Origin of the sequence: Burkholderia sp. PAMC 26561, from assembly GCF_001557535.2 — a bacterium.
Taxonomy (GTDB): domain Bacteria; phylum Pseudomonadota; class Gammaproteobacteria; order Burkholderiales; family Burkholderiaceae; genus Caballeronia.
Map to the genome: position 1 here is coordinate 274970 of NZ_CP014309.1, position 23784 is coordinate 298753.

16 protein-coding genes and 3 pseudogenes are annotated in these 23784 nt (G+C 55.6%); 11 read left to right on the forward strand and 8 right to left on the reverse strand.

The genetic code is table 11. From position 1 onward, the window contains the following. Positions 1–22: 22 nt before the first annotated feature. The 6 genes from AXG89_RS28095 to AXG89_RS44205 all read right to left on the reverse strand — a co-directional run bounded on the left by AXG89_RS28095 (position 23) and on the right by AXG89_RS44205 (position 6140). Positions 23–1816, reverse strand: a complete 1794-nt coding sequence (locus tag AXG89_RS28095) for a phospholipase D-like domain-containing protein (protein ID WP_062173674.1) — start codon at positions 1814–1816, stop codon at positions 23–25. Positions 1817–1988: 172 nt separating this feature from the next. Next, a complete protein-coding gene (locus AXG89_RS44445; RefSeq protein ID WP_306299808.1) occupies positions 1989–2528 on the reverse strand; it encodes a GGDEF domain-containing protein in 540 nt (179 codons plus the stop codon). A gap of 38 nt (positions 2529–2566) precedes the next feature. After that, complete coding sequence (locus tag AXG89_RS28100) at positions 2567–3796, reverse strand: EAL domain-containing protein (protein ID WP_306299807.1); 1230 nt, start codon at positions 3794–3796, stop codon at positions 2567–2569. A gap of 188 nt (positions 3797–3984) precedes the next feature. After that, entirely contained in the window at positions 3985–5586 is a 1602-nt protein-coding gene (locus tag AXG89_RS28105; protein WP_082771623.1) for a methyl-accepting chemotaxis protein, read from the reverse strand. Positions 5587–5690: 104 nt separating this feature from the next. Next, on the reverse strand, positions 5691–5909 hold the full coding sequence (locus AXG89_RS28110) for a hypothetical protein (protein ID WP_062173672.1): 219 nt from the start codon (positions 5907–5909) through the stop codon (positions 5691–5693). 108 nt (positions 5910–6017) lie between these two features. Beyond that, positions 6018–6140: a hypothetical protein gene (locus AXG89_RS44205; protein WP_256936025.1), complete on the reverse strand. Its 123-nt coding sequence runs from the start codon at positions 6138–6140 to the stop codon at positions 6018–6020. 84 nt (positions 6141–6224) lie between these two features. Between AXG89_RS44205 and AXG89_RS44950 the strand changes: the two are divergent. Further along, positions 6225–7771: pseudogene (locus tag AXG89_RS44950) on the forward strand (methyl-accepting chemotaxis protein). A gap of 78 nt (positions 7772–7849) precedes the next feature. Here the strand turns inward: AXG89_RS44950 and AXG89_RS28120 are convergent. Next, a complete protein-coding gene (locus AXG89_RS28120; RefSeq protein ID WP_062173671.1) occupies positions 7850–8218 on the reverse strand; it encodes an NUDIX hydrolase in 369 nt (122 codons plus the stop codon). 239 nt (positions 8219–8457) lie between these two features. Here AXG89_RS28120 and AXG89_RS28125 point away from each other — a divergent pair, with 239 nt between their 5' ends. From AXG89_RS28125 to AXG89_RS28150, 5 genes are all read left to right on the forward strand, one after another. Continuing rightward, a complete protein-coding gene (locus AXG89_RS28125) occupies positions 8458–9372 on the forward strand; it encodes a CHAD domain-containing protein (protein ID WP_162916127.1) in 915 nt (304 codons plus the stop codon). A 158-nt stretch (positions 9373–9530) separates the two neighbouring features. Continuing rightward, positions 9531–10478 carry a phosphodiester glycosidase family protein gene (locus AXG89_RS28130; RefSeq protein WP_062173667.1) on the forward strand — a complete coding sequence of 316 codons (948 nt, stop codon included), beginning with the start codon at positions 9531–9533 and terminating at the stop codon, positions 10476–10478. A gap of 1558 nt (positions 10479–12036) precedes the next feature. Beyond that, entirely contained in the window at positions 12037–13572 is a 1536-nt protein-coding gene (locus AXG89_RS28140) for a recombinase family protein (protein ID WP_062174163.1), read from the forward strand. After that, the gene (locus tag AXG89_RS28145) at positions 13532–14422 is read left to right on the forward strand and encodes a ParB/RepB/Spo0J family partition protein (protein WP_062173662.1); all 891 of its coding nucleotides are present in this window, start codon (positions 13532–13534) and stop codon (positions 14420–14422) included. Before AXG89_RS28140 ends, AXG89_RS28145 begins: the two co-directional genes overlap by 41 nt. Beyond that, positions 14419–15384: a plasmid partitioning protein RepB C-terminal domain-containing protein gene (locus AXG89_RS28150; RefSeq protein WP_062173660.1), complete on the forward strand. Its 966-nt coding sequence runs from the start codon at positions 14419–14421 to the stop codon at positions 15382–15384. Before AXG89_RS28145 ends, AXG89_RS28150 begins: the two co-directional genes overlap by 4 nt. A gap of 753 nt (positions 15385–16137) precedes the next feature. Here AXG89_RS28150 and AXG89_RS28160 read toward each other — a convergent pair. Then, a pseudogene (locus AXG89_RS28160) lies at positions 16138–16752 on the reverse strand (TOPRIM nucleotidyl transferase/hydrolase domain-containing protein); the annotation flags it as partial. Positions 16753–16818: 66 nt separating this feature from the next. Here AXG89_RS28160 and AXG89_RS28165 point away from each other — a divergent pair. The 5 genes and pseudogenes from AXG89_RS28165 (at position 16819) to AXG89_RS44285 (ending at position 23400) form a co-directional block, all read left to right on the forward strand. After that, a protein-coding gene (locus AXG89_RS28165; RefSeq protein WP_236873502.1) for an IS3 family transposase occupies positions 16819–18395 on the forward strand; the annotation gives its coding sequence in 2 pieces (ribosomal slippage) (positions 16819–17278 and positions 17278–18395; 1578 coding nt in all). Positions 18396–18431: 36 nt separating this feature from the next. Further along, positions 18432–19145, forward strand: a pseudogene (locus AXG89_RS28170) (IS630 family transposase); the annotation flags it as partial. Between the two features lie 691 nt (positions 19146–19836). Continuing rightward, on the forward strand, positions 19837–20214 hold the full coding sequence (locus tag AXG89_RS28180; protein WP_335671992.1) for an SET domain-containing protein: 378 nt from the start codon (positions 19837–19839) through the stop codon (positions 20212–20214). 566 nt (positions 20215–20780) lie between these two features. Next, a complete protein-coding gene (locus AXG89_RS28185) occupies positions 20781–20999 on the forward strand; it encodes a hypothetical protein (RefSeq protein ID WP_062173653.1) in 219 nt (72 codons plus the stop codon). Between the two features lie 832 nt (positions 21000–21831). Beyond that, positions 21832–23400, forward strand: coding sequence for a methyl-accepting chemotaxis protein (locus AXG89_RS44285; RefSeq protein WP_162916126.1), 1569 nt, complete (start codon positions 21832–21834; stop codon positions 23398–23400). The last annotated feature ends 384 nt before the right edge of the window (positions 23401–23784 follow it).

The window sequence follows — 23784 nt, forward strand, 5'->3', positions numbered from 1 at the left end:
ATGCCACCAAGTCGCGGCAAACTCATTTCTTTACTGCGGCTACCGGCGCAGCAAGCGCAGCGCGTGCCTTTGACTCAGCACTTCCTGTTACGTAATACTTATCCGCCCATTTCCGCGTTGGCTGTAAAGCCAGGTTAGTCTTCTTGCCAGGATTCTTATTTTCTATGGCCAGCGCGCGGGCACGATAGTGTTCGTACAGCCGTAGAAATTCCGCTATATAGATGCCAGCTATTCGCCTGTCTCTGATTTCGAGTAAATTTTCGTCGTTTTTATGCTCCGAATTGTTGCTCATGTTCGCCGAGCCTGTGAACACCACAGGCTCGGCACCTTCTGCATCGATGACCACGAACTTGTGGTGGATGATGACAGGCGGGTAAGGCGGTCGCTTGTCGCCCGGGAACAATTGAACCTCGACATCGAAACCCTCCGGCACGGTTGCACTTGAAAAACACTTGCCGTCAACCACATCGCGATTGTCTTTAGTCCGATGATAGAGCTCGATAGCTGCAAGTTCTGAAGTGCTCAGATGCCCACCGTCAGCTTGTTTGTTTTCCGCCGTCTGCGCCGCGTGTTCGGATATCGCGTTGACCAAGCCGAACATCATCAAGCCTTTGTCTCCCGCCTTGAAGCAAGCGTTGAGTAGTGACTCATCGGTAGGCGAAAATAAGCAGAAGAGAACGGAGTCTTGGGCTTTCGATATCGCATCAACGATGGCATCGATCTGCGTGTGTTCGGCGGTGGGTTCTGGCGAGAATGAGACACGGATCAGTGCGTCCCCAATTGCGACCGGGTCTGTCCAGCCATGCGGTAATCTTGCCGTCGCTGTGATCGACGGGTCGGACGAGATGGCGGCGGCACGATTGCTATACAGTTGTGCAAGTTCGTTGGAATCGAATGAGTGAAGCAGATTTGCTTGCTGAGTGATGCCTTCCGTAGTGAAATTGGCAGAGCCGGTGAGCAGCCGCAACGGTGCATGCGAGCCGCTATGGGCATCGGTTACGATGAACTTGTCATGCATGATGTTCGTCGCCCGGCGCGGATACAACGTGGCAAGCGGTCCAAGTTCCTCGACCGCTTGTTGATTCGGCGACGCCGTAGCTGGATGAGAGTTTGCTTCGGCGCCAGCATCGCCGTGTGCGTCGTACACAACAGCTAGGGAAGCAGGTCCATGGGCTTTGGCAAACTCAACGAACTTGGGGATGACCCAGAGTTCATCGGTCAGGTGATAGACCGCCGAGGCCGCGTGCGCGGCGCGGTCAAAGACAAAGTCGAAACTGTCTTGAAGGTCGTTTGCAAGCCAAGTGCGAAGTTCCCGCGCTTGGGTAGCCGGTGGGGCTTTCCTCGGGTCAAGGCCCATCGCTGACAGTTTGCGGGAAAATGCTTGGGAACTAAGGACTGCGCGGTTGAACCACGTACCGATGCCATTTTCTACATGCGCGGGAAGCTTCACTTGCAGCGTGCTGCCGTCGGCCTCGGACAGCCTCGGTGCGCGTGAGTGTCCAACCACGGGGTAGGCAGTGTAGGTGAATGTCTGCCCGCGATCTGGTCCATCGATCTTTGCATCCCACCACATGAATTTTTGAATCGGCGCGACGTTTGATGGTGCGTCGGGCTTGCCAGCAGGAACAGGACCGTCGAATGTTAGCCGATTGGGGAGCCAGCTTTCAGCCTCGCGAGTCTTGCCGTCCGTCGACCAGAAGCCCGGTGATCGTTTGATCGCAAAACCCAGAAACTCGGGATTCGACTTCCCTTCGATCCAATCGAATGCGAGCAGTACGAGCGTTGGCGACAAATATGCGCGAAGATTGATAGCCATGATCTCTCCTTGTAGGACAAGAAGATTTTATGGAGGCTGTGTGACAACTTTTATCGGATGCTAGCTAAGCGAGGGTCTTCGATTCCACACAGCAGGGCCGGATGGGCGAGACATTGCTTTTAGCTCCACAAGTCGGTATCCACAATGACCACTCACAGTCATCGCCTAAGTACTAGGCGAGATTCAAAGCCTCCATAAGGTCAAGCTTGACAAAGCCGACGCTGTCTTTCTTGGCCAAGCGCTTTACTGCTGACGCGGCGGAACTCAGCTCGGCGGCGCTGCGAACAGCAAATGAAGGAACGGAAATCGCGCCGACGGACAAGCGCACAAAACCAAAAAATGCGTGACGTCCCGAGCGGTCTTCGCCACCTATACCACCCGCGGTTTGGTCCTCTGCCGAGTAGAAATCAGTGACTGAAAGATTGAACAGCTGGATGGCGTGGCGAAGCCTGATTTCCCAGTCACCACTCTGAAAAAGCGCCAGGAAATCGTCTCCGCCAATGTGGCCCAGAAAGTCTCGCGTGGGCTCGCACGCTGACGCAAGCGTCGTCGCTGCCAGCTTGAGCAATTCGTCGCCTTGCCAGTATCCGTATCGGTCGTTGAACGGCTTGAAATAATCGAGGTCGGCGTAGCACGCAACGAACGTCGCACCACCGGCAATCAGCCTTTCGATATGAGCGCCGAGCGGGAGGTTGCCGGGAAGAAAGGTCAATGGGTTGGCGTGCCTAGCCGACTCCAGACGAAGCTCAGTTACCGCACGGACAACCTGATGCCGGGCACGAGTCCAAGGTAACGATCTTCTTCGATCACAATGAAGCCATCAGATAGGATGTGTTGCTCGTCGCCAGTCAATAGTCGCGCTACCTGATCAATGCTCGCCGTACGCTCGAGCACAACCGGCTCGCGATTCGCGAATTGCATACATGGGCGTCTTCCGAACAATTCCCGATGGTAAGGCAACGCATATTGATCCATGAACGATCGCCGATTGATCAAACCAACCGGTTTTCCGGCGTCGAGCACTGGAAGCGCGTGAAGGGCGGGATGCATGTTGAACAACTGGACAACATCGTCGTTGTGCGAGCGAACGGTCACCGGAGGCGCGTCGACTAGCACAGAGTCGAGAAAGCTGTGCACGTTACTCGCGCGATTATCGGAGCGCGTTTGCCCCGGATAGACGGCTATTTGTTGTGAATTGAGTGTACTTGAAGCGCCTCGCGGGATCTCAAGGGCTGGCTTGGCCGAAGGGCGTCCGAGCAAAAATCCCTGACCGTATGTTATGCCGAGATCGCGAACAATCCGAAGATCGGAGTCATGTTCGATACCCTCCGCGATCAGTTGCGAACCGCTTGCCCGAGCAAAAGCGACCATAGATTTCACCGCTTCGAACTTTAATGCGTCATGGGCAATTCCATGAATAAAATACCGGTCCACTTTAACGAACTGAGGCGCGAGATGGACCCACAGGCTCATCGATGCATTCGCGACGCCATAGTCGTCAAGTGCAACTTTATAGCCGGCCCCACGCACTGCCTCCATGATTTCCCCGAACTGTTGCAGGCTTGCGATTTCACTTTGCTCGGTCACTTCGACGACTAGAGGGTGCGCGACTGCATCCATTAGGTTCGAAACCAGCCGATCTTGGTGCGATGATAGGAGCGACTGAATCGCGGGCGCACTGTAATTGACGAACAGCAAGTTGTTTCTCGGAGCGGTTGCATAGGCGGTGATCCCGAGATGCGCCGCAACGTGTTCTAGTTCTATGGAAATGCCTTCCCGTAGGGCCTGCGAGAAAAGCGAATGCGGTTGCTCAAAGGGGGTTCCGGCAGGGCCGCGCAACAGCGCTTCATGGCCAATGACAGCGCCGTCCGAGAGTCTGACGATAGGTTGGTAATAGGCTGATAGTTGCTGCGAGGCGATCAGTTGGCCTACACCCGATGTATGAGCAATCCCTTGCGGGAGTAGTTGCGGTGAGAGCATGTGCGAGAGTCAAGTGTGCGGTTTGAAGTCTTGTGCTGATTCGACGAATCGCCCACTTGAGTCGCACGTTTTAAGAATGTCTGGGCTGAGCCGTTCTGCAACTACGATGGCGCCCCAGCGTCATACCGAAAAATCGTGACAGTATTGTGAAGAGCATTGAATGCTTGCGGTTTTATACATTGTGGGGATCATGCCTCCATGTACCTTCCCACGAGCGCACCGTGTTCTCTTGGCATCGAGACTCGTCGAACCGGTGCTGACTCGTCGCGCAACTTGAATACCGACACGGCATCGCGCAGTGAATTTGCCTGCTCCGCGAGAGCATGTGCGGCCGCTGAAGCCTGCTCTACCAGTGCGGCGTTCTGCTGCGTCACTTCGTCCATCTGAGTGACGGCAGTGTTGACCTGTTCGATTCCTGTGCTCTGCTCCTGCGAAGCCGTGGAAATCTCGCCGACAATATTCGTTACGCGCTGCACCGATTCCACGATATCCACGATGATCTGCCCCGCGCCGCTGACCAGCGCCGAACCGGCACTCACGCGGTCGGTCGATTGCGCGATCAGGCCCTTGATCTCTTTTGCAGCGGTGGCGCTGCGCTGTGCCAGTGTCCGCACCTCGGCGGCGACGACCGCGAATCCGCGGCCTTGTTCGCCGGCGCGAGCCGCCTCGACCGCCGCGTTGAGAGCGAGAATGTTTGTCTGAAAAGCGATCCCATCGATCACCGCGATGATTTCAGTGACCTTGTTCGAGCTGTCGGCAATACCGTGCATCGTCTGGATCACATCGTCCATCACGTTGCCGCCGCGTGACGCTGTGCTCGACGCTTTGTCGGCAAGCGCGGATGCGTTGCGCGCATTCTCGGCGTTAAGACGCACGGTAGCGGTCAGTTCTTCCATGCTGGCCGCCGTCTCCTCAAGCGAAGCCGCCTGCTCCTCGGTGCGCGATGACAGGCTGAGGTTACCCGCTGCAATCTCAGCGCTGGCAACAGCGACGCCCTCGGCATTACTGCGCACCTTGGAAACCACGTGCGAGAGGCTCGACTGCATGTCCTTCAATGCGTTGAGCAGTTGTGCAATCTCGTCCTTGCCGCTCGAATCAAACTCAAGCGAAAGATCGCCGGTCGCGACCGCACGCGCGCAGCCGAGAGCGCGACCAAGTGGACGCGAAACCGAACGGCTGAACAAAACCCCGCCGATCATTGCCAGCGCGAGCACGGCGAGCATGAGCGATATGCTGGTTTCGGTGGCGTGACGGGCGTTGATGGCGGCCGTGGCGGCGACTTGCGCACTGTCCGCCGAGATCTTTTTCGCGGCCTGTTCGAGTAATGCTGCCGGTTCCCGGTCTACGCCCGCCACCGCCTTGTCGCCCGCTGACGGTTCGAAGCCGGAAGCCTTAAATGCTTCAAATCCCTTTCGGTAACCCTCGCCCATGGACACATGAGCGGCCGCGAATTTTTCAATCAGATCGCGACTGGCGCCTTCGGGCAGCGTTGTCTTCAATTCGGCTGCGAGTGTGTCGACGGTTTTCTCACGGGTTTGAAATGCGCTCCAGTATTGATCGAGTTTGACCGGATCCTTTCCGCGCAAGAGTGTGTCTTTCCACTCCTGCACTTGCAGCTTGAATGCGACGAGCGTCGCCGAGACCATTCGTTCGTTGGCGACGTTTTGCTGCACCGTGGTGCTGTAGGCATCGATAGACTGGTTGAGAGCAAAAATGCCGTAGATCGCGCCACTGAACATCAAAAGAAGTGCGGCGGCAAAGGCAAGGGGAATTTTCAGACTGAGTTTCATGAAGGCTCGCGAAGGGGAGGCCGCGATACGTTGCGCGGCTGACCACGGCTTAACGGCAGCAAGGAACAGATCTGTAGCGACAAGAAGCTGGATATACGGAAGCTTCAGGGTCTTGAGGTTTTGACTTGCTGAAACCAGACGTCCATATCTTTTAGCAGCGTGATGTAGTCGGCAATGTCTTCGATAAGCGCCAACTGCGAAGCTGCCGCGTTCGCTTCGTCCCACAGACGCTCGAACTTCCCAAGCGCGGTTGCGACCGGAATTGTTTCGACGGAGATCAAGGTGAAGTCGCCGCGAATCTCACGAGGTGTTCTGTGTTTCACAAAAGCGCTCGGCGATGGGTTGCATGGAGCGATGCCTTGAACGGCATCGCTTTGAGTGTGTCTGCTGGTTTGTTCGACGACAGCGAATGTGCTTCGGCAGCCGAAACATTACCCGGAGACCACCCGCAAAATTTTGCCATAAGTGCGCTCGATGTTGGTGCGCACGATCATGAAAGCTTCATTAAACATTCGCTGAATAAGGTCGTTATCACGGGCGAACGGCGCGGGCATTCCATGCGCCAAAAGAACCCATGCGGTTACCGTCTGCAATCGACAGTTCGGATTGCCCGAACAAAGCTTATACCCCGGAATCAGATGCGCACACTTTCGATCAAGGCCCGATTATCCATCGTCACTTTTGCGGTTGCCGCCGTTCTCGTAGCCGTGGGCGGCGTTGGCCTTTTTGGAGTCGCTCAAAGCAATGGAGCGCTCCGCGACATCTACGAAGGCCGAGCGAAGGCGCTTCAAAACATCTCGACTATCGACGAGCTTGTTTCGGAAACGCACTTTGCCATAAGCGATGCAGTGCTGGATCCGTCGGCGCAAAAAACTCAGACCGTCACGCAGGCCACGGGGAAGAGCGTCGGAAGAATCGATGTTTTGCTCGACGAATACTTGCGTGGACTTCATGACACATCCGAGCAGAAGCTTGCAACGCACTTCATGGCTGACTGGCGGTCGCTGCGCGACGAGGGATTTGTGCCCACGACCAAGCTTCTGCAAGCAAACAATTTATCCGAAGCGCAGTGGGTCGTGACGCAGCAAATTGAGCCGACAATCAAATTGGTGAAATCTGAAGGGTCCGAACTTCGGCAGCTGCAACTCGTGGCATCGCAGCAGGCATATGAACATGCAAGAAACGTGAGCAGACTCGTGCAATGGCTCGTCGCGGCGTGCATTGCAGCGGGTGTCGGGCTGGTCGGTCTGCTTTGCGTATCGATGGCTCGTGTGCTTTTCGCTCAGCTTGGCGGAGAACCGTCGACGGCAGCTGCCGTTGCACATCGGATTGCGGGAGGCGATCTGTCGGTCGTCGTTCCAGTCAAATCAAACGATACATCGAGCATGATGCACGCAATGAGCTTGATGCAAACGCGGCTCGCTTCGATGATCGGTGGAATCCAGCATACCGCCGACACCATTGCGAGCACGACCTCGCACATCACGGCGGGCAACACCGCGTTGTCCAGCCGGACCGAAGAGCACGTGGCGGGTATCGAACAAACGTCGGCGAGCATGGAGCAGCTTGCATCGACCGTGAAAGCAAATGCCGACCACGCCGAGCAAGCACGCACGCTTGCAATGTCGCCACGAACAAGGCGCGCGATGGAGACAGGGCAGTTGCGGACGCGGTCGAGCGCATGGGCAGTCTTGCCAGGCGCTCGGCGCAGATTCGCGAGATCACGTCGGTCATAGAGGGCATTGCGTTCCAGACCAATCTGCTTGCGTTGAACGCGGCGGTGGAAGCGGCGCGTGCAGGTGCGCAAGGCCGGGGATTTGCCGTCGTTGCACAAGAGGTCAGGGCACTTGCCGAACGCAGTTCGAATGCCGCAAAGGAAATCGCCACATTGATAAACGGCGTTACGAGCGAGGTCGATTCGAGTGGCGCCACCGTCCAGGTTGCTGGCCGCATTATTGTGGAGCTGCTCAGCTCTGTAACGGGCGTTGCTGAACTCGTCGATGCCATCGCCACTGCCTCGCGGGAGCAAAGCGCGGGAATAGACCAGATAAACACCGCGGTGACCATGATGGACCGCATGACTCAGCAGAACGCGTCACTCGTTCAGGATGGCGCGACGACTGCGACCGAACTGGAAGCGCAGACCGAGCAACTGCGCAGCGCCGTGCAGGCGTTCACGGTCTAAGGTCGGGACATTGTTCGGCAGTCCAATGCCAATGCGCAGAGAAAGCTCTGCGCTCGATATTTGCGTCGTCTTGCGCAGCTATTTCTTTCGCCGCTGACCGATGAGTTTGACGATGTCGGTGGTCGGCGCGCTGGTCAAGAGGCGGGGAATATCTTCGAAATGGACCCAGCGACATCGCGTTATTTCATTGCTCGGGCGAGCTTTGGCACGCTGTGAGATTTCGCAAGAGAAAACGTGATGATGCTTTTGCTTGCCTCTGACGTCGAAAAGACGCTTCGCTGACTTGGCAGAAAGCCGCGTCTCTTCTTTGAGTTCCCGACGTGCAGCGTCCGAGAGAAGTTCGCCGTGTTTCAGAATCCCACCGGGCAGTGCCCATCTTGATTGACGACGTGCTACCAGGAGGATTCGCTTGCCTCTCAGACAGATCACGGTGGCGCGTTTCTTCAAGTTGAACTCCAAGTTTTCTTTTTTGGTCCGTCAAGGCGCCGGCATTGCAGCACTGCACAGTCGACGCTTGCTACGATCCATCCTAATGCAAAAACACAGATGCCTAGAGAAGTCTTATCAGGGAGGCAGCCCTCACACGACAGCCTTGAACGATTTCATCAAACTGTCATCGAATTTAGGTTTAGGGGGGAACCACTGTTGTAACGTCCAAGACAAATTTTTCGTACGACGAGGCCGCAATGGTAGACATGGACGCTGACTGGCCTTTGCCACGGCCAATAAATCTCCTTGAGAAACATCGACGCTGGGTCGAATCATCGTTATCAAATACAGCGTCAATCGCAAGCACCTTTTCGTCCCTAGCCACACCTGTGGTTGCTGAGGCGGTGCGGCAGGCGCAAGAACTGAATACGAATTGCGATGCTGAGGGATTCCACCAGCTTCGCGTCGCTTTTAGAAAACTGAGGGCCTTGTACTGGGCGTATTCGCCCTACCTTGGTAAAGAGGTGACTGCGCAAGCCACCGAGGAATTCAAGCGCCTTGCTGCTGTAGCGGGCGCAACGCGGGACTGGGATGTCGCAGAAGATCTTCTGAAGGCCGCCCAAGTATCACGCGCATCTTTAGGGCTGCTTGTGGCCGCTGCTCGAGAGAAGCGCGCTGAAGCCGTAGCGCGTAGTCAGACGCTCATAAAGAGCGAGGAAATTGAGGTATTTCTGAACGACGTGTTAGATCGCGCGCAGAAGACCTTAGATGCAAACGGCAATGATCTTCCCATCAGTGAATTTGCCCGAAATCGCGTTCGTCATGCGCAGCGAACGTTGAGGAAACGCAGTAGGGGTGCATCCCGTGACGACCCTGTTCAAGAGGAATCGTTGCACGACGTGCGAAAGGCAGGGAAGAAGCTTAGGTATCTGCTTGAGTTTTTTGGACCTGTCATCAAGGGTGGATATGGTCGAACGATGCAGGAGTTGACGTCGATGCAAAACAAACTCGGACAGTTCAACGACATTGCCGCAAGCGAGACATTGATCCGGGGCACCTCATTCAACGATATTCCGCCGGAAGTCGTCCAGGAGTCGCTGGAGTGGCTGGCAAAGCGCAAGTGCCGCCGGATGCGGACGGCATCACAGCGTGTTCGAGCCATCTCAAGGTAGATCTGGCGCGAGTAAGTCGAAACTTTTCTGACTTCGCGCGCCTACGGCGATCGAAAGCCGAACGAAAAGAAAGTCTCACGTAGCGGTCACGTTACAACGGTAACGTGCCGCACGAAACAGGGACCTTTTGATCGTAAACGGCAACGGAGACTAACGACATGATGCGTGTTCTTTCCACGACCTCGGCAACGCTCAAGACGCTTGTTATCGCTGGTTTAATAAGCTTCGCAACGGCAAGCGCCCATGCGGAGGTTCCGGACCCCACCACTCAGATTACGCAAAGCGGCTTTTCGCCTTTGTATCTCGGCGTCGATATGGAGACGGCAACCGTCCCCTCAAATCCAGCAACGGCCGGTGGCAAGCCGACGATAAGTCGAGCAAGCGTGGTGCGCATTGACCTGCGTGCACCGGGCGTGAGCGTCGAAACAACTGAGCATAGCGGTCCACTCATGACGACGTCGGAAACGATTTCGCAATTTGTCGCGCGCACCGATGTCCGGCTTGCTATCAACGCTAACTTCTTCGCGCCGTGCTGCGCCACGACGCCAGAACCAAAGACAATTATTGGTCTACTCGTGTCGCACGGACAGGTCGTCAGCCCACTAACCAATGATCCGACACAGAGCGAAGCGGTACTTGCAATCACCCGGCAGGGTCGCGCGTATATTGCCGAGGCGCCAGCGATTTCTCCGCAAGACCTGAAGCTCATCGATACGGCGGTTGCCGGCTCTGCAATTCTTTTGAAAAACCGCCAGGATATCAGCGCTCAAAGTCCCAACGAAGGCGATCCGCTTAATCCTAATCCACGAACGCTGGTCGGACTGTCGCACCAAGGACGTTATCTTTATTTTGTCGTTATTGACGGTCGAATCGCGGGCTATTCAACAGGCACAACCAATGCCCAATCGGCGCAGTTGATGATGGCGATTGGTGCTGATGACGCGATCAATCTCGATGGCGGCGGATCGACGGAACTGGTACGCGCTGACGAGGCAGGGACGGCGTTTATTGTCGATACTCCAAGCGGCGGTGCAGAGCGACTCGACGCATCGGCGATTGGCGTACATGCTTTTAGGTTACCAAAGCTGCCAGACTTGCCGTTCTGATACGGAGCAACGATCGGTAACGTTAGCAGACCGCTTGAACTTGACACAAAAATGAATGCATAAGTCCTAGACGCAGCAAGCATGTTGACCAACGACCCGGCAGGGCATCAGAGAATGGCTTCTTGGGTGCGGGAAGTTCCCTCTGAACCGCGCCATTTGAAGGGCCGAGCTTCGTCCGAAAGCTGTCATTTGTCAGATGAGGTGGCGAACGACAGAGGCGGCCGACTTTTACCCGACGTAAACCGGACAATTACAGCATAGCCCTACCAAACATCGTCGGACCGGGTCCGGCCAGTAGCTGCCGGCCACACGTGTCGTCGCTCGGACATTCCAACGTCCGCCTCACTCCGTGACCGGTCATCCAATCGTATATGACTCACGCTCCGTCTTTGGCTGAAACGCTCGACCGCGGAAAGGTTTCTGGATGGTGACTATCGCGATAGTGGCGGATGAAGGTGATCCTGATCCTACCCACCAGCCGTATTAGTTGTTTTTCAGACAGATCTTCGTCGAAGGCGGTCGCGCGACGCTTGAAGTTCGCCCAGAAGCCGGGGCTCTCCAGTCGAAAGCCTCAGAGCATCCGTTGTTCCCATGTCATCGTCGGCTATCGCTCCATCTCTGAGGCCGCTCGCTAAGAATTGGCAGTCGGAGCGGACGATTCAATTTCTGATCAGTATTGTTGCGCAGGTTGTAGTAGCCCAGGAGGCGTCTAGTCGTTAATATTACGATCGAACCCTTTGTGAGAAAGGAATGCGAGCTTCAATTCGGGTGAGTCTCCAACTATGAATAAATCGCATCACCTACTGCCGGATATGGAAGCTCATCTTCTTTGTTATGTGGTAGTGAGCGCTTTGACGTCGCACGCTCTAACCGACAATTGGAGTGTCGAACATTCGGTCGAGTCTATTCGTATTTGGCTGACAAGGAATCGGCAGTCAGCGAATTGGCTTCAACGTGTGTGTCTTGGACAGTTCGCATTTAAGCTTGCTCGCGAGCAGATCGCTGCGAGAAGACGGATTGCTCACCGTGATATTGCAACGCTTTTCACTCATGAAATGATGCCGAACTATCGAAATCCGAAAGTTCGGCAGATCTGGCAACTTTGCCGCAATGCGCTCAACGAAAGAAATAGACTTCGGGATTTCTCGGCGAGGACCGGTGACCATGACTCTGATCCGCACGCGGTCTAACTTGGCGGCCTGGCGACAATTCCATTGGCTGCTGACATGAACTACCGCAACACTGCCACAGCGTCTTGAGTTCTACGACTGGGTACATACCGGGAAGTCTGCAAAGAAAGTTTTTGCGAGACCGTTCCGACTTCGCGCTCGTTGCATTTTTTCGATTTGATGCTTGACTAGCACGCCCTGGCGCTCCTCTCCTCCAAGCTGAACGTCAGTTACAAAAACGCCTCGGATCAGAGCGACCCGTACGCGGAGCTTGCATTATTCGCAGCATCAGCTATCACACTAGCTTGATCGGGAGGTGTGGTATGCGACCCGCGACCCATATGCGCCCCCGACCGGACACATCGTCGACTGCGGTTCAGTACGTGCGTATGTCCACGGACCTGCAACGCGACTCGCCCACCAACCAAAAGGAGGTACTTGCGCGGTACGCCACAATACACGGCATTCATATCGCAGCAACATACGAGGACTATGGCAAGAGCGGGCTCTCGATGAGAAATCGTCCCGCGTTAGCTCGCCTCTTACAAGATGTACTCGATGAGAAGCGCATCTTCAGTGTGCTCTTGGTGTACGACGTATCGCGCTGGGGGCGCTTTCAAGATGTGGATGAAAGCGCGCACTATGAGTATGTGTGTCGACGTGCCGGCGTGCGTGTTGTTTATTGTGCCGAACCGTTCGAGAATGACAACAGCGCATCTTCGAACATCATGAAGACGCTTAAGCGCGCAATGGCTGGCGAGTACAGCCGCGAGCTCTCGTTGAAAGTGTTTTTGGGGCAGTGCCGCGGCACGCGCGAGGGATTCAGGCAAGGTGCCGCCGCGGGCTATGCACTTCAACGGGTGCTTGTCGATTTCAACGGCAATGTGAAAGGGCCGTTGCACAACGGGGAACGGAAAAACCTTCAGAGCGACCATGTCGTGATCGTGCCAGGTCCTGCACACGAAGTTGCATTGGTGCGACGCGTCTACGAATGGTTCCTGACGGAAAACTTGAGTCCAACCCGTATTGCTAAAAGGCTAAACGATTTCGGTCTTCGGACCGACTTAAATCGCCGATGGCTCAAGGATGCGGTCACTCGTCTGCTGACGAGCGAAAAGTATGCGGGCAACAACGTTTATAACCGAACTTCGGTGAGGCTACACACACCGAGAGTGAAGAATCCGCCGGAGCAATGGGTGCGAGCGGTGGGCGTATTCGAGCCGGTCGTCGATCGCGCGACATTCGATGCTGTGCAACTGCGCCTCGATAGCCGAACGCATTTGATGCCAGACGACGATCTTCTTGTCAAACTCGTGGCGCTGCATGAAAAAATCGGCAAGGTAACAGCCAAGGCCATTACCGCCGACCGTTCGCTCCCAGGAGTCCAGACCTACAGGAAACGGTTTGGCAGCTTGACTGAAGTTTATCGAACGATCGGCTTTGACAATGGGCACGACTATGGGTTTTTACGCGTTCTACGGGCGGCAAAAATTCTCCACAGCCGACTGTCCGATACTGTCATAGCAACGCTGAGGGACGCAGGCCATGAGGTGCATCATTCACTGGACAAAACCCTGCTTTGCGTCGACAACGAGATTCGGATAAGGCTTAACGTTCGCCCGGCGACGCGCACCCTCTACAAGCCGGTGCGATGGATCATCAAATGGCCTGAACTCCATCCGCCGGTCGACATCCTGGTGCTCGCCCGTGTTGACCGATTCGCCGTGAATTTTATCGATTTTTTCGTACTGCCCAGGGGCAGCTTGGGACCGCAGAAGCAGACTGAGCTGACGGAGAAGCCTAACCCTCAACTTGAAATGTTTCGTTATTCTGATTTAAAAATCTTGCTCGAACTTACGGCTCGAGTTTCTTTGGAGGTTTTTCGTGAACCCGGAAACGCGGCAAATAATTACCGTCCCGATTGACAGCATTACGATTCTCAATCCGCGAGCTCGAAGCAAGGTCAAGCACCAGGAAATCATAGACAGCATTGCGGCTGTCGGATTGAAGCGACCCATTACGGTCAGCTTGCGTTCAACCGACGACGGGTACAGCACGTACAACCTCGTGTGTGGGCAGGGACGTATTGAGGCGCTCCGGCTGCTTGGTTATTTGGAGGCGCCAGCGTTTATCGTTGAAGGCGATGAACAAGGATGCCTGGTGCGCAGCCTTGTAGAAAATGTCGCGAGACGCAATCACTCGGCTGCCGAACTTCTCGCCGCCGTTCAGACGCTACGCCAAGCGGGGTGTTCAGACAAAGATCTCGCAATCAAGGTCGGCGTTTCGGTGAATTACCTTCAGGACTTGCTCGTGCTTGTCGAGTCCGGGGAAGAGCGCCTGCTGGCAGCGGTTGAGAACGGTACGATCCCGCTGCGGCTTGCCATTCACATCTCAAAAGCCTCGGATTTGGACGTGCAACGCGCGTTAGCCGATGCCTATGCCGATGGGACGCTCAAGGGTCGGCAGATCGTAGTGGTGCAGCGCCTTGTTCAGCGCCGGGCCTGCGCCGGTCCCGGACGATCCAAGCACGGGTCTAGCTCGGTTGAGTCTAAAGCACTGACGCCTGAACGCCTACGAAGAATGTATATCAAGGAGGCCGGGAAGCAACGGCTGCTTGTTAAGAAAGCTGAACTTGTTCAAACGCGTCTGTTATTCATTGTCGCAGCTTTAAAGGATCTCCTCTCGAACAGGGATTTCGTTGCGCTTCTCGCTAGCAAGGGGCTAACGACGATTCCGCGCGCATTGCAGGAACGGCTCGGTCGGGAGATGTCATGAACCCATATCAAAACCCGACCGGCGTTGGGGTTAAAACGGCGTTCGCGTGCAGTGCCGTGACACTTAAGCTTAAGTCCCTTCGAATCGCCAAGCCGTTGCCGCAGCAGGCATTGGTCAGTAGGAAGTTTTTTCAGGTACTCGCTTCTATCGCCGCCGTCGGCTTGGTTGAACCGGTCGTCGTCACGGCAGCGGGCGAGCCGTCTAATTTGTATAGAGTTCTCGATGGCCGGCTTCGGCTTGAAGCCTTACGGCGACTCGATATGGAAGAAGCACTTTGCCTCATCACGACTGATGACGAGGCGTACACCTACAACAAGCACGTCAGTCATCTTTCTCAGGCTCAAGATGCCCGGATGATTGCGAAAGCGCTCGCACACGGCGTGTCACGTGAGCACCTTGCAACCGTTCTGGGTATTGGACCGGGGACAGTGCGCCAGAAGCAAATGTTGTTGACTGGGATCTGTCGAGAAGCACAAGCGCTTCTTGCCGATAAGACTTGTCCAGGTGCCACTTTTGCGGCGCTTAAGGCGATGCGTCCGACCCGTCAGATTGAAGCCGCGGAACTGATGTGCGGGCAGGGCAACTTCGCATCCTCCTTTGCGAAAGCAATCTTGGCAGCGACGCCCCCCGAATTGCTTGAGCTGCATCGCCCCGGGAAACGAAAAGTCACGAATGATCTATCCGCGCAACTTGCGCGACTCGAAAAAGAGCTCGCCATCCTCCAAGCTCAGGTCAGCGTTACCGAAGAAGGATATGGAATCGATCATCTTCATCTTTCAGTGGCTACGAGCTACATTGCAAGCCTCATGCGGGAGGAAGCAGTGTCGTCTTGGTTAACACGGGTTTATCCCGAATATTCGGTTCACTTCCAATCGGTCGTGAACGAAGTCGAAGTGACAAACGGGCCGCGGAAAGCGGTCAAGTTACCGTTTCTACGCATGCACGCAACGGATGTGGTGTGACTAATCCCAGAAATAGGTCGGATAGGCAACAGTTGCGCCCGTCGCAGCGGTGGCGAATGGCAAACCGAACGGGGTCCGATACTTCGATTTACTGGTGTGCCCGCCTTCGCAGTGACATGTACCTGTAGGAGTAAAATTGCTATTGTCGGAGGATGACTGTCCGTGAGCATGATGTCATCGAATCGCAGGCGTTCCAACACCGATCATCAGCTTGAAAAAACAGATAGACGCCATTGAGCCAGCTGGCAACTCACGATGATCGCGAAATTTCGGCGCCTTCAACGGCGAAGGACTGGTAGGGGTCGCCGCATTTGGACGCGAAAACCTTCGATAGTTAAGCCACAAAGCCTTCGTATGGGGCGTTTATGGAGCGCCCGATATGAGAGGGTAAGGCATTAGCAGAATGCTTATTGCGAAAGCGCTGGATTTCGCGCGATCTGTGCCGGGCGTCACACAGGCAAACGTAGCGGCCAACGCGAGAAGTACGGCCGCGATCAAGATCAACATGCCGCTAGGATTCCGGGAGTTCCGGTTGGAGCGAAACTTTTTGAAGATTAGGGAGACATGTATGACGAGGTTCATATGTCACTGCAGTTCGCGGGCTAGGCCGCGTATCGGAACGGTCGCAGCAGGCGGGGACCGGCCATGAAGCGTCATTCGCCCGCACCGTTGCTCGGACATTCAGATGTCGGATCCACCCAGCAAGCGGCCATTCAATTCGCGATTGTGAAGGCAGATGATTTCATCCAATGTCTACGCCCCTCCCGCCTTCATGAGAATCTGCTTGAGCATCTCTGGAACGGCTCCTTGCGCCTCAAGCGTCGCGGTCCGGTAGGCATACTGATTCTTTGCGAGCAGGACTCCGGCAGCGGCCTCAATCGCCGCACACGACGTGACCCACTCCGTCCAGTTGGACTCTAGGTAGGTCTCAAGGTGGTCGCTCAGGGTCGCGACACGATCGCCGACCTGTTCTGATGGGAAATCAACCTCGGTCTCACCGAGGTACTTCAACAGCCGCCGGTTCTCTGTCGAAAACTTCGTGCGCTCGCCATCTATAGCGGTCTGATTTTTACCCGCAGCGTTGGCCCGCACCTCGAAGGCGCTGTCTCCGTCGAAGAGTACGTAGGTCGGAATCCCGAGGCAGGTAAGGATGGCATGAGCAAGTGGGATTCCACCCTTGCCCCCACCCGGAACAATCGACAGTCCTTGGGATTCGAGACGCCCCACCGCGTCCCGATCGCCGATGCCGTAGAACACGGCCGCCTCTGTATCGCCCTCGACCAGCAGCACATGCGCTGCGAACAATGCGACCGAGAGGCGATTCGTGACGACGCCATCGAGTTGACGGCTAACCTGGTCAGCATCTACCCCCCTGCGTCACACTAGATGTCGCCTCTGAATTTTCTTAATCCGAAGAACTCAGAGGTGCAGGTTGTGAATGCCAAACAGACGTATTCTGTCGAATTCAGGGAGCAGGCGCTGGCAAAGGTCCTGCAACGCGGCAACCGGTCCGTAGGAACGGTTGCCGCGGAACTGAACATGAACGTATTAACTTTGAGGAAGTGGATCCGCGTGTCTAACGCCGCAAACCGCAACCCGGGGCCAGTCGATGCACGACGCCCGGAAGATTGGTCCTTGGAAGAGCGCCTGCTGGCATTGCAGCAGAGCCATGGACTGAGCGACGAGGCACTAAGCGCGTGGTGCCGTGAACGTGGCTTGTTTGTTCATCATCTGGACCAGTGGCGCGCCCAGTTTTGCTCGGCCGGCACCGCGAGCAGCGCACGTGCAAACGCTCCAGAACTGCGCGAGCTGAAACAGGCCAATGCGCAGCTGCAGCGCGAATTGAAACGCAAGGAAAAGGCTTTAGCGGAGGCGGCCGCGTTGCTGATACTTTCAAAAAAGTACCAGGCGCTGTTCGGGGACGAGGACGAATGAGCTCCCCCGAAGAGCGTGCGACATTGCAGGAGCTGATCGGCAAGGCGACTACAGCCGGGGCTCGTCAGGCACGCGCATGTGCTGTGCTCGGGCTAAGCGCGCGCACCGTGCAGCGCTGGCAAGGCGGCGGTCCTGAAGCAGTGGATGGGCGCGCCTTACGCCATCATGATGCTGTTCACAAGCTGTCGACCGATGAGCGCGCTGAACTGCTGGCGGTGGCCAACTCTGTCGAATTCGCTCATCTGCCACCGAGCCAAATCGTCCCTCGATTGGCCGACCAGGGCCGCTACATCGCCTCAGAATCGACGTTCTACCGGGTGCTGCGTGAAGAGAAACAGCTTGCTCATCGGCGCAGTGAACAACCAGCGCGCGCCCGCAGCAAGCCTCGCGCAGTTTGTGCCGACGAGCCCAATCAATTGTTCAGCTGGGATATCACTTACCTGCCGACGACAGTTCGCGGGCAGTATTTCTATCTCTATCTGTTCATGGACGTATTCAGTCGGATGGTCGTCGGCTGGCAGGTCTACGCTGAAGAGAGCAGCGCCCAGGCCAGCGAGCTTCTGAAGGACCTATGTGCACGTGAAGCGATCAAACCGGGTCAGGTGATTTTGCATTCGGATAACGGCGGCCCAATGAAGGGTGCCACGATGCTCGCCACCCTGCAGGCTCTGGGTGTCATGCCGTCATTGAGTCGACCGGGCGTGAGCAACGACAACCCGTTCTCGGAATCGTTGTTCAAAACACTGAAGTATCGGCCGGCCTATCCTCTGCAGGCGTTCGACACTCTATTTGCCGCGCGCGCTTGGGTCACCGTGTTGGTGCGCTGGTATAACCACGAACATCGTCACAGCGCGATCCGTTTCGTCACGCCTGCCCAACGGCACGCCAACCTCGACCAGCAGATCCTCGATCGCCGCGCGATGCTCTACGAGGCGGCAAAGCAGCGCAACCCGCTACGATGGAAAGGCCCCACTCGAAACTGGAAGCGCGTAAAAACGGTCCATCTGAATCCCGATCAGATAGACAACTTCGAACCCATCAAACGCGACCACCGACAGGAGCAAAAAGCCGCCTAAATCTAATCGTTGAGGCGACATCTAGCTTGAAATCTACCGAGTTCGGTGGCCCGGTATCTGTCGCTATTCGGCGTACAGCCCCATCGTTCAAAGAGCTTCAAGCTGTCTACCGATCCGTACTTTGTTGAGAAGGTGCGCGACATTGTCGGGCTATACCTAAGCCCTCCGACCCATGCACTCGTGCTGTGCGTCGATGAGAAGACCCAGTGTCAGGCACTGGAGCGTACGCAGCCCGTGCTGCCGATGGGGTTAGGCTATCTCGAAGGGGTAACGCATGACTACATCCGGCACGGGACGACGACCCTATTCGCTGCGCTCAATACGGCAACGGGAGAAGTCATCACCCAATGCAAGTCACGCCATAGGCATCAGGAGTTTCTGGCCTTTCTGAATCACGTCGACCAGGCTGTGCCGACTGATCTCGAGATTCATCTGGTGGTCGACAACTATGCGACGCACAAGCATCCGAAGGTCAAGGCCTGGTTAGCCAAACATCCGCGGTACCGCATGCATTTCACACCCACCTATTCGAGCTGGCTCAATCAGGTGGAGCGCTGGTTTGGACTGGTTACACAACAGGCGATTCGGCGCGGGTCATTCAGAAACGTGCGCCAACTGATTACCAGTATCGAGCGCTATGTTCAGCAGTACAACCAGCACAAGCGAGCGTTTGTGTGGACTGCAACAGCCGATTCCATTCTCAAGAAAGTGGCGAAACTATGTAAAGTTATTTCTGGGACAGAACACTAGCTCTGCTGTCTTCGCTTCCAACATACCGTTTTGCCTCCCTGAATCGAGCATGCGATGTGTGAGTCCGTGCATCGAAGCGTACCTTGTTGGCAACAACATACCCTGCGGATTGATTCCCCGAAAACGCGGTTCATCTGGCCGACGCGTGCTAACGCTTGAGACCGTAGGTGAACTTTAGATATGGCACGACTCGGAGAAGAGGCGAGAGACCATAGCTGAGTGACTTACCTAGCCGAAGTCGACGTATGTTCCGACATAATGCCCCTAATCGATGCTTCGGAAAGGACCTTGCCCATGATGAACGAGCCTTTGCGAACTTGCGGGACCATAAGTTAAACCCGGGTCACTCAAAAAGGGATGCGCCCAGCGCCGCAAGATTTCGCCACTTCACCGCGGTGATCCGCGTCGTCCCGTCCCCGTGCACGGATCTAATCATGACCCGATTGCCCCTGGCACCACCCAATACCTCAGCCACACGGTCGTCATAACGAACCAGCGTACCTCGAGCGGGCTGGCGTTTCAAATAATAGGTGCGTGTTCGCATGAGCCTCGTGCTGTGATCCCGTTTGGAACGGTATGATTTTGCATCGGAGGGACATTCGTCAAGCATCATTTTCGGAGCAGGGGCATGCGCAGGTTTTACGTACGACGTTCAGCCATTCACGGGCGCGGGGTATTCGCCTCGGCGGTCATGGCGCGTGGCGACTATTTGCTTGAATACAAAGGCGAGGTACTGTCTGAACGCGAAGCAAATCGACGGTTTGCCCGATCAGAAGCGGAGGCGGGGCACACTTTCTTTTTCGGGATCGGCGATGGCCGCGTGATCGACGGTGCTGTTGCCGGCAACTCCGCGCGCTGGATTAATCACAGCTGCGCACCGAACTGCGAGGCCGAGCAGGACAACGATCGCGTCTATATCCGTGCGATCAAAAAGATCGAAGTCGGCGACGAAATTTTCATCGATTATCGTCTGGATGCTGGAAGCCGACCCAGCAAAGCGCTAAAAGCGACCTACGCATGCCGATGCGGTGCGAAGAAGTGCCGTTCCACAATGCTGTATGTAAAGTGAATAGAGTTCGATGCGAGGGATTTAAGCTTCGCGCATCTGCGACAGCCGTTTCCTGGATTGTTGTGAAATTGCCTGCGCAAGCTGGTGGAGAGAATATCGGTTTCTTACGTCAGGTTTCCTGCACGCAATTGCGGCTCGTCTGGAAAAGCTTGCGGCCTTTCGTGAGCAGCGCTATCGGTTTATACCCGTTTCACCGCCAGCAGTCACCCTCGTCATTTTGCATCAGCTGCTCATTGGCTTCTTACGGATTTGACACGAACGTCGCCACGTCCGTTGAGAATTCGTCGTCTCACGGGTCAATGACGAATTCTTGCTTCTGCTGACTTTATTTCAATTCAATATTCGAGTCTCCTTGGTCGAATGGTATCTGTCGCGCAAAGGGGGGGGCAAAACAGCTCATCGCGCCAGCGCCTGCGCTCGCCAACAGCTCCGAATGATCTTGGGTTGCTAAAGACTAAAGTTTTCCCAGTCTTGGCCGATGTAAAGGGAGTGCGGGCGCTGTCATCACGAGGCCGCCGAGGCAGGAGTAGTAGGTTGAAGACCAACAAAAAATAAGAGAGAGCGGTATGACCGACAAAGCCACGGACGCGCTTCCTGCGGATCGCGATCTGTTTATGGAAGCACGTGCTTTCGCCCTATCTATCGTGGCGATACGACGCGCACGGGGAAAGGCGAACCCAGCCGATTTCGTGGTTGGCACACCGGAATGGAAGGCGGTCGTCGAAGAGTTTGCGGCCGACATACTTCGTTTGCCGACTGACACCTATAGACAGTCTGCACGCTAACGCGGATCAGACCCCAAGGATGAATCGTAGTCGCGCGCCCCGGCATGCGGATCAGGTGCCAAGGTCGTCGACCGACGCGCGGATTATCTTTGCTCAATTCTCCGACATGCCCGGTGCTTTCCGCTTGAAAAATCCAATGTAAGCGAGCCATCGCAACTGGCCGAGACGGCGCTCAATTTTTGCAGAGGGGCGGCCCGGCTGCACGATTGGCTTAGGGCACAACACGAGCCATCTCCGCACCCGTGAAAGCAAAGAAAAAGGCTGCACTGCATGGCTGGCGCGCCCTTGAACATGGTTCCGATAAAACGGACTCTATCAGCAGTATGGGGAGGGTCCTATCCGTCCGGCAACCGGTGCGCCTGAGCAACCGCTCGCATATGTCATCCGCCGAATAGTGCGACGTCCTAAGCGGCTCCCAGAATCTAATACCTCATCACCGCGTGCCCCTAGTCTAGGCTCGGGAATTTTAAGCGCAAGCTCGAATGTGACGGGAGCTGAGAGCGGCGGCAACCCAATGGTCGGACAGAGCACATATGGACAGACTTGTATAAATATTACTGCACTCTCCCTCGTTGATCTGAGTCAACAAATTAAGCTTTTTCATGCACTTGACCTTATCTTTCGAAATGTTGCTGCGCTAAAGGTTTGATAGGCCGTTAACACGTTTGCAGGGACGTGCAAGATGACAGATGATGTTGCCGCCAAATTGCGGCACCTCCGTGTCGAGCGTCATCGCATATATCCAAGTTTATTCCTTCGCCGTTACGCAAGTTTTAGCCAGACAAGTCCACATCCAGCAGCTCGCGTCCCATCATTATTAATGGTTTATAAAATGAAAAATTTTTCGATTCGAACGCGTCTCGCCGTGACGATGGTGTTTCTTGGGTTATTGCTTTCTTTAGCAACCGGATTCGGCCTGTACGGCATGGGAACAATCAACGCGTCTGCGCAGGATGTCAGCCACAACAGCCTCCCGTCCGTGAACGCTCTCGGCAAAGCCGAGGTCATGATGGCTCGCGCCCGGCTGGTGCTGGATCGAATCGCCCTGGATCCTGCCGCGCCGAATATCGCAAGTCTGCAGCACCGAGCACAGAGCTTTCTTGATGATTCGGATGGTATGTATAAGCAGTACGATGTGCTCGCTCGCGGCGCAGATGAAGACAAACTAGCAGAGGCTGCAAAGCTGTCTCGAACCCAACTGCGCAAGGTAGTCGAGTCCTTCAACACTGCCGCCGCGAGCGGCGACCAAGCCGCGATCCGTCATATCGCGATGGAGACGTTGCCGGCTGCGTACAACGTCATGGCGGATGCTTCGACTAAGCTTAAAGATTTCCAGATCACAGACGCTAGTGAACAAGGCGTTGTAAACGTTGACACCTATCGCAAGCAACAAGTGATTGGCGTTCTCGTGCTGGTAATTGGAATCACGGGAGCGTTTGCTGGCTGGTTTTATTTGAAGCGGGCAATCATGCGGCCGCTTGGAGAAGCCCTTGATCATTTCCAGCACATCTCTGATGGCGACCTGACGCGCACGATTGTAGTTCGCGCAAATGATGAGATGGGACAATTGCTGCGCGGCGTCGCCGCCATGCAAGAGAAACTGGCGGTGACGGTCGGAAGCGTGCGCATCAGCAGCGAATCAATTGCGAGCGCATCTAAGCAGATCGCTGCGGGCAATACCGACCTCTCCGCCCGTACTGAAGAGCAAGCCGCATCGCTTGAGGAGACCGCAGCAAGCATGGAGGAGCTCACGTCTACCGTCAAACAGAATTCGGACAATGCCCGGCAGGCAAGTGGGCTCGCCGACAACGCTCGAAGTGTTGCCCAGCAGGGCAGCGACGTTGTCAAGCAGGTAGTCGAGACGATGGCGGGAATCGATGAAAGCTCCGGGAAGATAGCCGATATCATCGGCATCATTGAAGGGATCGCATTTCAGACTAATATTCTCGCGCTCAATGCCGCTGTGGAAGCTGCTCGCGCAGGTGAGCAGGGTAGGGGGTTTGCCGTGGTGGCATCGGAGGTACGAAGCCTCGCCCAGCGATCGTCGACAGCGGCTAAGGAGATTAAAGGCTTAATAGAAGCGTCCGGCGACCGGGTGCAAACGGGCAACGCGCTCGTTGCACGCGCCGGTGACACGATGGATAAGCTGGGTACGGCGATTCAGCGAGTAAATGACATCATGGGCGAGATCGCGTCTGCCTCCCAAGAGCAAAGCCGAGGTATCGAACAGGTGAACCAAGCCATCACGCAGATGGACGAGGTCACTCAGCAAAATGCGGCTCTGGTCGAGCAGGCAGCGGCGGCGGCGGGTTCCCTTGAGGACCAAGCGGAGCAACTACGTGAAACGGTTGCGATCTTTCGAACTGGCACCAATGGTGCTTTGTTGTCGACAACGCTATAAATGTTGGTCGCGAAACCTTCCAAGGTGAGCCTGATTGATGCATTTCAAAAGGTCGAATCGTGACTTGATCCAATTTTAGGTCTCTCAGTGTTTGCCTGTTTTGCCCTCGGCAGATGCTTTTCCAAACCTCGTACGAGCGGGGTTTTTTTCGTTTGTCGAAATAGCGAAAGATATCGTCCTTGAGTAACGCAGCAAGAACCGCCCGGGCGCAACATAGCCGGGACAGAGGTGCAACCAACGACTGCCCGAACTCAATTCAACTTAACCATGAAACGGTATGCCGCAGCGCCGCCGCGATTGATCCAGCGATCGAACACTTCAGTCCCGGAAGCCGAAATCAACGGCAGTCTCGGAGCGATTCATCGTGTTGCAATACGCGTTGAC

Excerpts from the sequence above, each read along its gene's own strand:
- AXG89_RS28180 (WP_335671992.1), top strand. The coding sequence starts at position 19,837 with ATGGCGCGTGGCGACTATTTGCTTGAATACAAAGGCGAGGTACTGTCT.
- AXG89_RS28125 (WP_162916127.1), top strand. The coding sequence starts at position 8,458 with ATGGTAGACATGGACGCTGACTGGCCTTTGCCACGGCCAATAAATCTC.
- AXG89_RS28150 (WP_062173660.1), top strand. The coding sequence starts at position 14,419 with ATGAACCCATATCAAAACCCGACCGGCGTTGGGGTTAAAACGGCGTTC.
- AXG89_RS28130 (WP_062173667.1), top strand. The coding sequence starts at position 9,531 with ATGATGCGTGTTCTTTCCACGACCTCGGCAACGCTCAAGACGCTTGTT.
- AXG89_RS28100 (WP_306299807.1), bottom strand. The coding sequence starts at position 3,796 with ATGCTCTCACCGCAACTACTCCCGCAAGGGATTGCTCATACATCGGGT.
- AXG89_RS28105 (WP_082771623.1), bottom strand. The coding sequence starts at position 5,586 with ATGAAACTCAGTCTGAAAATTCCCCTTGCCTTTGCCGCCGCACTTCTT.
- AXG89_RS28185 (WP_062173653.1), top strand. The coding sequence starts at position 20,781 with ATGACCGACAAAGCCACGGACGCGCTTCCTGCGGATCGCGATCTGTTT.
- AXG89_RS44285 (WP_162916126.1), top strand. The coding sequence starts at position 21,832 with ATGAAAAATTTTTCGATTCGAACGCGTCTCGCCGTGACGATGGTGTTT.
- AXG89_RS28140 (WP_062174163.1), top strand. The coding sequence starts at position 12,037 with ATGTCCACGGACCTGCAACGCGACTCGCCCACCAACCAAAAGGAGGTA.
- AXG89_RS28095 (WP_062173674.1), bottom strand. The coding sequence starts at position 1,816 with ATGGCTATCAATCTTCGCGCATATTTGTCGCCAACGCTCGTACTGCTC.
- AXG89_RS44205 (WP_256936025.1), bottom strand. The coding sequence starts at position 6,140 with ATGCCCGCGCCGTTCGCCCGTGATAACGACCTTATTCAGCGAATGTTT.